Raw genomic sequence first — 10,124 nt, 5'->3', positions numbered from 1 at the left:
CGTGTGCATCTGCTGCAGAACTGGTTCGGCTACAGCGATCCAGCGATGGAGGAAGCGCTGTACGAAACCACGATCCTGCGCCAGTTTGCCGGGCTGAACCTGGAGCGCATCCCCGACGAAACCACCAGGTGTCAGTTGGTCGAGATTGGGCGAGGAAGTCATGCCGCTGATTGTGCCAGAGCAGGCGATCAGCGCAGATAAAGCGATGGGCTAATGGCCGGCGCTACAGCACTGTGATCGCACCGGCTGCACCAACCCGCTGCCAAGGTAAACCGAGCACCAAAGCCTGAAGCTGCTCGGTGTCGAGTTCAACTTCCGAGCCGCGGTGGATGCCTGGCCAGTGAAACTTGCCCTGGTTCAATCGCCGCGCGGCCAGCCAGATCCCTACACCGTCATGCACCAACACTTTCATGCGGTTGGCGCGGCGGTTGGCGAACAGATAAGCACAGTGCGGCTTCGCCGCACCGAATACCTCCACTACACGGGCCAATGCGGTCTCGGTGCCGGCGCGCATGTCCATCGGCTCAGTGGCAAGCCAGATGCTATCGATGCGGATCACGGGGCAAGCCCCCGGACAAAGCGGGCGCAGCCGTCAGGATCGGACACTGGCCATTTCACTGTGACTGACTGCTCGCCAAGCGATAGCTCAATAATCACCGATCCTGCAGTCGGCCGTTTGGGCGTAGCCCTCAATGGAACGAACGCCGGCAACGCCGCGGGTAGCTGATCTCGGTAAAGCGGTAGCCATTTTCGAATGACGTTGGCGTTGATGCCATGGCGGATGGCAACGCTGGAGACGGTCGCACCCGGTTGTAGGCATTCCTGAACGACCTGGACCTTGAACGGTTCGGGGTAAGAGCTTCGTTGGCGCATGGAAATCCTAACGTTAAGGACGAACGCGTCCGCTTAAAAATACGCGGACACCATCGCCCTTAATGCTGGAGTTCGGAAGGTGACTTGGCTGGACGCTTACCCAAGATCGCAGATTGCAGGTCATTATTCACGGGACGACCATTACGCAGTAAAGCCGGTGCACCCTCAGCCCATGCTATGCAGTCAGGACCACTAGGCGTGACGGGGGCGTAAACCACGCCCAGCACTGGCGTTGCGTTATGCAGCAATCCGATAGAAATGGCAGAGCCCGGCCGACGATTGAGGAAGTCGCCTGTTCCATCATTGGGGTCAACAACCCAACTAAATGGGTGGCCTGATAGCTCGCAGCCCGTTTCTTCTCCGACAAAATCGCAATTAAGGATGTGCTTCAGTCGCTGTCGCAGAAGTACCTCGATTTCAACATCGACGTCTGCCTTAAAGCCACTGCCCCTTGGGCCGTCTGGTCTATTAAGCTCTGACTCAATAAGTAGGCCTGCTTCGTAAGCAAGCTGCATGACGGGTTCAAGAAGATCGCTCAGCCGCAGTCCTGTCATCAGCTCTTTTCCCAGTAGTTACCCTTGCTGACCAAGCCAAAATCCTCAGAGGAAAATGGCTGCTCATCATCGAACATGCCATTGACCATACACTCCCGACGCAATCCACTCAGCACCCTGAAAAAGCAGGGCTCGCAGAGATGCACCCGATAGTGCTTTCCGTCATGCTGTGATCCATATCCCCATTGGGCTTCAAGCTTGCCGTATTGAAGGCCATAGCCAGGGATACGAGTTCCAGAGCGGCACACGTCGCAGATCACATCCTCAACGACATCGACCAATGCCTGCGACCTAACCTCCATACGCACCTCACGATTACGTTCCACGCGGCACCGGCCGGTTATGGATTCATGCACACCGGCATCATTCGAGCAGCCTCGACTGGCTGAGCATCAGAAACAAGCCAGTAGCTGCTGCCGGTAATGCTGGGAAAAGCTGACCTGGTAAGCGGGCTCATTTGCAAAGCCACCCAGCGAAATGATGTTCGTAGCCTGCGACCCAATACCAGGTTCTGCGCCACCTAACCCAGCATCGCCGATACCCTTGACATGGCCCGAAGCACCCATCGGTTCAGGCCTTGAGTCTGGATTAAATCCAGGCATCTGCACATCTCTCAAAACGGCCAGGTCATCCGGCAAGTCATCTGCAATTCGCTCCGCAAAGCCCTGAAGCTTCGGTTCTGCCAGCATGAATAGCCAAGCCTGGTCATCCGATTCACCTGTGCGTCGCAGTACCCGTCCCAGCACTTGCCGGTAATGCAGTTCGGTGCGGATACGGCTGAGATAGCAGCACACTTGCAGGCGTGGAATGTCGGTGCCTTCGCTGATCATTCCTACGGCGACAATCCAGCGGCAGGTGTTGCTGCGGAATGCATTGATCACTTGCTGCGCATCCGGGGTTTTGTTGGTCACGATACGGCACTCTTCACCCATTGTTTCCAGAGCCTGGGCTATTTGCTGAGCGTGTTCGATGTCGGTAGCCACCACCAAGCCGGCGGCATCAGGCTTGATCTGGCGTAGCTCGTTGAGCTTGCTGTAGCCAAGGTCGAGGATTGGATTGATCACGTCGTCATGGCGCAGCAGTTCCTCATAGGTGACAGGTGACTCCCCCAAAAGCTTGGCGATGCTGGGAAACAGCCTGACGGAGCTATCCGCGCCAAGTTCTTCAGTGAGTTTCACCTTCTGATTATCGAGCAACACAATGCGAGGGGATCGGCACACGCCGTCGGCAATGGCGTCTTTCAAGCCATAGCGGTAATCGCAGATCAAATGCCCTTCGGGCGACGAATAGCGAGCCAAGGCAATGGCCTTGTCGTCCGAACGCCAGGGCGTGCCAGACAGGGCCAACGTGAAGACAGCGCGATCCTGTATCCGGTGCAGTATCTGCTGCCCCCAGGCATTGCTGAGGAGCGGATCGTGGCCGGCGCAATGGTGGATTTCATCGAAGACCACAAGCACCCGGTAGTCATCAAGAAGCTGCCAGAATCCCTCATCACGGTATTCCATGGCCTGATAGGTATAGGCCGCCCCCACGGCACCCATCTGGCCATCGAGACGTCTGCCTAGCACTTCCGAAAAAGTCGAACGAAAACCCTCCACGACCTGGCAGGACGGCGCAAAGCACAGCACCAGGTCAATTCTGTCCTGCTGAAGCAGTCGGCTGGTCAGCTCCGCGGCCATGCGCGTCTTCCCGGCTCCCGGCGTTGCCTGGCAGAAGAAGTGCTGCGTGACGGTAAGGTGCTCCAACGCCTTGGTGATGCAGCTGTTCTGCCAGCTGCGTAGCGATCTGCTCATCGTGGCGCTGCGAGCGTTTTGAGGGTCTTTTCTATGGCGCGTAAATGGCCCAGAAGGCGAGAACTGCGATCCCTGGCCTCCAGGTAATCGCCTTCAACCTTGTCGCGCAAATGCGGCATCTCGTCCAGAAGCAGCTTGAATCGCTCTGCCTCGCCCATTGAAGTGAGAAAGTCCAAGCGGATTTCCTTGTGGAGCGCCTCCAACTGCAAATCCGTATTGGCCGGCAAAGCCTCCACGTCGCGTACCGCCGTGTCTGGTTCGGGCACTCCGGCAGCCATAAGGCTGCTCTCAAAACCGTTGTCGATCAGTTCCAGTTGTAGGTGTGCCGGAATCGGCTGCAGGTGGTAGACCTGTCCTCGGACACGACGGTCCTCGTCCAGTGCAACCCAGCCCGCGCGCACTAGTCGACGGATCTGCTCATACACATAGCGTCGCACATCGGCGATACGGAAATGTGTGCCATTCAGGCGAGCAGCATAGGCATCGCGCAGTTCACGGGTCGTAAAGGTTGTACGCCCTGGCTCCTGAAGCAGCTCATACAGACGCCTGTCGAAGATAAACGAGGCCGATTTCATTGAGGCACCAGAAGAGTTAGCGCGAAAGAAATGCGGATTATAATCCGTGGCCTGTGCGTCCGCAAACGCACGATAGTGCCGCCTCAAGTTGAATTGAGACGGTCATGGATAAGTTGGCGAAAGCGTTAGGGGAACGCATCCGAGTGCAGAGGAAGGCCTGCCGGATTTCCCAGGATGCACTGGCGCTGGCGTGCAATATCGACCGCAGCTACGTAGGGCGGATCGAACGTGGCGAGGTCAACATCACCGTCGAGAAGCTGTATCGCATCGCAAGCGTGCTTGCATGCGATCCATGCGGCCTACTGCCTCAGGCGTCAGAGCTTTAGCCCACCTGATCGACGCTGGCGCTCAAGAAGGCTTGAAATTGCATTAATGCTGTCGGCCCTAACCTCATTATCCAGACTACTAGCTAGAACATTCCCCGACGCTTGTGATGCTGTCGAGGAGGCGTAAATCTATCAATGATGTAGCCGAACCCGGCGTGACTTGTTCTGACGCTCAGCTAGTTCCAGTTCTCTCACGCGCGCCCATAGCTGGAGGTTCTGTGTAAGCGCTCGATCACGCTGCGAACTGACCATCGCCAGCTCTTTTTCTAAAAACAAAACTTTATCTGCTAAACGTTTAATGCTTTTACCACTTGATGAGCCGCAGCCCTTGTCAGCCTCAGCACGACAAGCCTCGATCTTTGCGAGTAATGGCAAATGTGTTTTGCGAGACTTTTTCAGATAACCACGGTCAAATCCAGCCTCATGACTGACGATGCTCGCGGTAAGTTTGGATAGGTCTAGCCCTACATGCTCGGGCATAAAAGGCTTCCCATCGAGAAGGCGCTGCAAAGCTTCCTGACAGGCACCAACCCCCTTGCTTATTCCTTCACCAGACTTCATGACTAAAGCTCCACAGTGTCGATCAGGCGAGTCTTGAAAACCATTAGGCGCTCAATATCGCCCTTCACAATTTGATATTCGCCTGAGTCTTCTGCGTAGTTTGACAACTCGTTTTTCGCATCCTCAATGGCCGCACTTAACCTGGAGGGCTTGATAATCGCACCCTCGCAGGACAAACATTCAGTATAGTCACCGAGCATGAAGGAATCGCAGCGGCCCACCTTGGTGCAACCACCGAGTAGCGTTGGCCGATAGCTAATTGCACCGTTCTTCACCCGAAGCTCTGTATCGGCACGAATATCTTCAATCTTTATCTCGCCAGCTTCAACACGTTCTTTCTGCCTCTGCATGTATGAACCGGTGCCACCAAACAGCGGTTCTTCTTTGAACAGCAGATCTGCAATCAACTGATTGGCCACCGACATCGGCATGGCCATCTGGAACTCGAAAGCAAAGTGGTTATATGGTAGCACGAAGTCTATTTTCTTCTCGTCATAGTAGCCAAAAATGGTGCGCAAGTTATCAAAGCCATTCGCATAATAGCGCGCCATCTGAATGGTCATATGCTTGAACTGCGCTCGCAGAGTCGGTAGCGAGAGAAAGCCGCTACTGCTTCCATAGAAGGCCAACGAACGTCGGAATTGATGGCTAGTCAGCGGCCAGGGCTGGCCTACTGCAAAATCTGGCTCATTGTAAAAGTCACGAGAAGGGTCGCTCTGAGCCAACTCTTGTAAATCCTCTGATTGAATCGATAAGGATTTCAAAGCACTGCCCATCGTTGCTCTCAATGTAAAGTCTGTTACACCAACTTCTGCACAATTCTTCGTTTTACACAGGACGGACGGATTGATGAATAGCGGACAACGATCATCCAGTTCAATCCTATAGAGCCGGGCTAAACCACGACAAATCGCCTGGCCAACCTCGACCGCCTTGACGACTTCGCCTGCCGCGAACCATGCGCTTTCTTTCTTGTAACCGCTAAACTTCGTGGTAGTCGATAATATGTGTACTGATTGCGGTTGATCGCGCATAAAACCTTGATCATCAACCACTGAACATCTCACGACTTGATCAGATAAGCAGTTATAAGACATACGCATCACCTCTTGATCACGCATGCCGGTATATAGGTGTATCACCATTCTCACCACATACTGCATCTTGAGAAGGACTCGCTGCAGCTTTCTCTTTTCGGAACAGGCAAACTCACCGACAAAAACCGCAGCCAGACCATATTCCTCTATTGCTTGCTGAATACCGGGGCGATAGCGCGACTTACCACCAACCCCCAAAGATTTTTGACGGTGCGGAGTAAGACCGAAATACTCATCAGCAAAGCACGATATAAATGAATCAATATTCCCAACACCCAAGTAAAGATGATCGAGCAGGTCGCCACAAATATTTATTAAATTCAAATAAAGGCGTGTCGGAATTACCGGATGCTGTTTAGAATCAGGTCTTCTCAAATCAAAAACTCTTGGATTCAGCACAACATACCCTAGGCGTTCCTCGCCCACACTAATCAATCCGTGCAATATCCCACTAAGAACCGTCTTGTCAAAATTACTTTCACTAACAAAAGCCGCTAGATAAACAGGCACGGTAAAAAGCTGCTGCAAGGACAGCACACCAACCATTGACTTCTTTTTCTGCGCATAGCAGAACTTCATAGCGATGCGCAGCACAACCCAATATGAAATAATCGTAGATGCACTCAGCTTACCAATCCGCCCACCGCCAGCGAAATAAATAAGACAATACAGAAGATATTTGGCTTCTTCGATCAGCGCTTGCTGATCATGACCATAATCACCGAACACCATATCGAAGCGTATTCGGCCAATTTTTTTTGCACTCAGCCTGTACGGGTTAAAGTCCCATACAGACTCGCCGTACACTGCCGTTGCATTGCCATACTCAGTGCGACAGATAACAAAATCCGACGCGGGCTTCCCATACAGCTGAGCCGCACTATCTGGCTGGCTGGTGACTGGAAACTGGCCGCTAGAAAAAAGACTACCTATCGACTGAACAGCAGCACTCAAAATACGATCCCCATTTTTTCATAGCGACCCAACCGGACTTCCCAAAACTTAGTTAACTCGCCGTATTCAAACACCTTAGCTTTAACCTTTTCGACTGTCTGTTTCACCGAGCTAGAGCGCTCACTAAGAGCATCGACTATAAACTCGATCCGGATAGATAACTCTTTGAAAAGTGCCTCAGTATGCGCTGCATCGGGGGCCGATTTACGCACGGCATTGACCACGTATTGCAAACTCAGAATTTTATGCAGATCCTCCTCATCGCCGTGACATAAATAGTTTTCGCAGTACAAACAACCATATTGGGTGCGGCAGTTCGGCTCTATAATCAATCCCACATCAGTGGCAGACGTCGGCTTATTGAAATCCTCGCAGTGACCCGCCGCTATTGCGACACTACTTGCTACAGCCTTGCGGCTTCGCTCACGCACAACATGAGCAGCGTGGCGTATTGCATCCCAAAACAGGCTGAACTCGGATTGCTGCTGTTCAGGTGTTGCCTCTGCATAGGTAGAAAGATTCACCGCTTCGGTGTGATTGAGGGATGCCGCTACAGTGGACGGCGACAAACGTGCAGAGTGCATTTCAGTGCTTTTGTGCTTGCGTATTTTACGAGTTGAAAGTCTTGGTACAGTCGGATCAAGAAAGACCCCGCTAATAAACTCATAAAATTTTTCTAAGGAGCTTGTCACGTTAAGATCACCAAAGCTTTTGCAAGTTCTAAGCTGACCAGACGTAGGCATTGCAAAGAATAGTCGCTCATGTCTCGCACCATCCAAAATCCACGCACGCAGCTTTAAATACTCTTTCAGCAGCGACAAACCCGAGCCCCGCCCAATGTTGTAAAGCGTTGACTTTCCGCCAGCCCGAAATTTCACAGCCGACAACTCTTTCTTGAGAGGGGACTTTTCAACTTTGAGTGCGTCTTCGTAACTAAACTGCTCAAATTCAGCCGGAGTGGCACCTGTAATCATAAAAAAAAGGATAGCATAGGCTTTCGCCGCAAGACTCGCTAGATTAAGACGATGCCAGTTGCGCCCATCTTCATTAGCCGCATCCAAAGATGCCTGGGAGCTTCTTAGTTCGCGCGCGACATTATAATTTCTCGGCTTTTTTCGGCCAAGCCTCTCGAAGGCCGCGAAGTATTCTTCGGCCGTAGCAATTCGCCGCTCAGCTGAGTTATATGAAGGAGCAGCATCCTTAAATGGGCTGCTCGCGCCTCGGTTGGACGGAAATATAACAACTTCATAATCTCTAACTCCAACCACGAGCGGGTAAGGTTTTTTATTCAAGATAAAATCACTGCACTGCTGGGCAATGGCAAAGCAAACATCTCTATACAACTCGACATGAGCAGCGCCTGCTGTTGCAGAACCTCTATCTGGAACAATCCTTACTGCACCAGCAAGAATATGGACACTATTATCTGGATAAAGTAATTTGATCAGGCTGGATGCTCTAGTTTGGTAGCTTGACGCGGTCCGGGGCTTCAGCTTTTTATCGGATATTTTTTGATTTAGATGCGCTGTATAATCTCGATATGCCTTTTGAGCATCCACGCTACTGGAAAATATTTCTCGGTAACCCTCAGCGTTCAACCAATCAATAAAATATTCGGTATGGAAGAAATTTGCCAAGACTGACTTATCACGCAGACCGACAAAAGACTCCAAAACTCTCACAATCAGCTCACGACGACTTTCAACGAACGACTCAATCACCAATGGCGTCCCGCGATCATCATGAACACTTTTATTCTTACCACGAATGAGATATGCAAAACTACCAATATCTAACGGCTTCTTTTTAACCTTAACGGTCAGCTGCAATCGCAAACGCTCAGGTTCGGAAAACTCCTGAACCAACTCATTTAGCGTAATAATTTTTGTATTTTCGCGATGCTCTAACAGCTGCCGACTACTCATTCTTGGACCGTCAATTTCATGACTTCGTAGTTACCGTTAAACAATTTCTTCTCCCACACCTCTTGGGCGATGACTTTTTCGTGAGTCATATTGAATAACTTTAGATAGTTTTCAGTTGTTTCCCTAGACTCGTGATGCATACGTTTTTGAATAAAATCAATATCCTCCCCTAATTTCAAAACGCCTTCTTGAACCAACGGTTGCAGGCGCTGGTAGAGTTGATAGGCAAAAGTCGCTCGCAGCCAGTGATATGTAAAATCTTTTGGAAATTGGCTAGAAGCTGTACTCTGCAATTTTCGCTTTATTGTTTCCGTCACCTGCCCTGTCTGTGGCGACCTAACAATTGCGTAACGCGGATCATTTGAAGCCATGTAATAACAATTGCCTTGATCGGAGAGAAACAAATACATATCGTCCTCTTCTATCAACAGACCGGGATGACTGACTTCTAATTGAGCACGAAATTTTTCCCGCCGTCTCCTCATCATCGGACTACGTGCAAGCGTGACCAATTCTTCAGCAAGTTGCTTTGGAACATACAGAACTTGAGTTTTGTCAAATTTCGTATCAATGCCTGTGCGCGGGCCGGCATGCAATTTATAGGCACATTCCGGCACTAGTTTGTCTTCTGTAAATCCTTTCAAATGCTTCAAGCGTATGGTCAAAACACTTTGCTTACGAGCTCCAGTCATCAGAGACGTGAGAAGAATCAACCGCTCAATCGTTGACCATTTCTTTTCATTAATGGCCTCCAAAAGCGCGCCTAACTCAAGATTGGAGAGAGGTCGAAGATCCTCGCCATCTTCACGCACGAATCCCAAAGGAACGGAGCTACTAGGCGGCGTACGCCGCGTTTGGCTGCGCTTTTCAGCATCGATGATTTTCGCGCCTTTTGGGCTCTGCACGATAAGCCGCACTTGCTTGATCGTATCAACACGCTTTAGATCGAGGTAATGCCAATGCTCGGAAACGTACTTATAAAAGTGATAGACCGCAGCGGTATATTGATTGATGACCTGATTACTGCGACGGCCTTCTTTAATCAGGTGATAGAAGTACTTGTAAGTCGGGCGAAGCGAAGGACGGGCACCGGAAAAGTCGAGCCAATCCAGATTGTTATCCTCACAGAATAGGAGGTAATCCAACAGTTTACTGGCACGACGCCTAACATCATCAGTGCGTCGACTTGCAGGAGCCCTATCACGCATGAGACTCAGCAAGTAGTCGTTCGCTTCGTGCCAAGGGTTGCCATTAGCACTAAACAAAAATGGGAAATTGAACAGGGCACGGTCATTCCCTGAACCGACTTCATCGCATTTATAAAGCAGATTGGATTCAGCCCCCTCAAGCGCTGACTCAATAGAGCCGCGAGGCGCTTCACTGACATGCAGGATAGCGAAGGCATCCTGCAAATTCGGGATGAGAATCAGACGACCTTCGTGACGCGGATTGGTGTAGGACATTCG

General features: G+C 51.2%; 11 protein-coding genes and 1 pseudogene. 2 read left to right on the top strand and 10 right to left on the bottom strand.

Annotated features, from left to right (window positions below; translation table 11 throughout):
* A pseudogene (locus TU80_RS32395) lies at positions 1-126 on the top strand (transposase); the annotation flags it as partial.
* A gap of 97 nt (positions 127-223) precedes the next feature.
* Here the strand turns inward: TU80_RS32395 and tnpB are convergent.
* From tnpB to TU80_RS30340, 6 genes are all read right to left on the bottom strand, one after another.
* Entirely contained in the window at positions 224-559 is a 336-nt protein-coding gene (tnpB, locus tag TU80_RS33620; RefSeq protein WP_010562499.1) for an IS66 family insertion sequence element accessory protein TnpB, read from the bottom strand.
* Complete coding sequence (gene tnpA / locus TU80_RS34120) at positions 556-873, bottom strand: IS66-like element accessory protein TnpA (RefSeq protein ID WP_082643928.1); 318 nt, start codon at positions 871-873, stop codon at positions 556-558. Before tnpA ends, tnpB begins: the two co-directional genes overlap by 4 nt.
* A 59-nt stretch (positions 874-932) precedes the next feature.
* Positions 933-1,427 carry an inositol monophosphatase family protein gene (locus TU80_RS32385; RefSeq protein ID WP_017340928.1) on the bottom strand — a complete coding sequence of 165 codons (495 nt, stop codon included), beginning with the start codon at positions 1,425-1,427 and terminating at the stop codon, positions 933-935.
* Positions 1,427-1,729: a hypothetical protein gene (locus TU80_RS30350; protein ID WP_003298444.1), complete on the bottom strand. Its 303-nt coding sequence runs from the start codon at positions 1,727-1,729 to the stop codon at positions 1,427-1,429. Before TU80_RS30350 ends, TU80_RS32385 begins: the two co-directional genes overlap by 1 nt.
* A 90-nt stretch (positions 1,730-1,819) precedes the next feature.
* Positions 1,820-3,220: a DEAD/DEAH box helicase gene (locus TU80_RS30345; protein ID WP_003127305.1), complete on the bottom strand. Its 1,401-nt coding sequence runs from the start codon at positions 3,218-3,220 to the stop codon at positions 1,820-1,822.
* Entirely contained in the window at positions 3,217-3,795 is a 579-nt protein-coding gene (locus TU80_RS30340; protein ID WP_003127304.1) for a hypothetical protein, read from the bottom strand. The genes TU80_RS30345 and TU80_RS30340 overlap by 4 nt, the downstream gene beginning before the upstream one ends.
* Before the next feature lie 104 nt (positions 3,796-3,899).
* Between TU80_RS30340 and TU80_RS30335 the strand changes: the two genes are divergently transcribed.
* Positions 3,900-4,121 carry a helix-turn-helix domain-containing protein gene (locus tag TU80_RS30335; RefSeq protein ID WP_010562496.1) on the top strand — a complete coding sequence of 74 codons (222 nt, stop codon included), beginning with the start codon at positions 3,900-3,902 and terminating at the stop codon, positions 4,119-4,121.
* 132 nt (positions 4,122-4,253) lie between these two features.
* Here the strand turns inward: TU80_RS30335 and TU80_RS30330 are convergent, their stop codons facing one another.
* The 4 genes from TU80_RS30330 to TU80_RS30315 are packed head-to-tail and all read right to left on the bottom strand — an operon-like array spanning position 4,254 to position 10,121.
* Positions 4,254-4,682 (bottom strand): hypothetical protein, encoded by a 429-nt coding sequence (locus TU80_RS30330; RefSeq protein ID WP_010562495.1) that lies wholly within the window; start codon positions 4,680-4,682, stop codon positions 4,254-4,256.
* A gap of 2 nt (positions 4,683-4,684) precedes the next feature.
* Positions 4,685-6,733 carry a hypothetical protein gene (locus TU80_RS30325; protein ID WP_003132545.1) on the bottom strand — a complete coding sequence of 683 codons (2,049 nt, stop codon included), beginning with the start codon at positions 6,731-6,733 and terminating at the stop codon, positions 4,685-4,687.
* Complete coding sequence (locus tag TU80_RS30320) at positions 6,730-8,658, bottom strand: hypothetical protein (protein ID WP_003132543.1); 1,929 nt, start codon at positions 8,656-8,658, stop codon at positions 6,730-6,732. Before TU80_RS30320 ends, TU80_RS30325 begins: the two co-directional genes overlap by 4 nt.
* Positions 8,655-10,121 (bottom strand): site-specific integrase, encoded by a 1,467-nt coding sequence (locus TU80_RS30315; RefSeq protein WP_003132541.1) that lies wholly within the window; start codon positions 10,119-10,121, stop codon positions 8,655-8,657. The genes TU80_RS30320 and TU80_RS30315 overlap by 4 nt, the downstream gene beginning before the upstream one ends.
* Between the last annotated feature and the right edge of the window lie 3 nt (positions 10,122-10,124).

The sequence above is a fragment of the Pseudomonas veronii genome, assembly GCF_001439695.1.
Taxonomy (GTDB): Bacteria; Pseudomonadota; Gammaproteobacteria; order Pseudomonadales; family Pseudomonadaceae; genus Aquipseudomonas; species Aquipseudomonas veronii.
The sequence above is the reverse complement of the archived record's forward strand: the minus strand, read 5'-3'. Positions and strand labels throughout refer to the sequence as shown.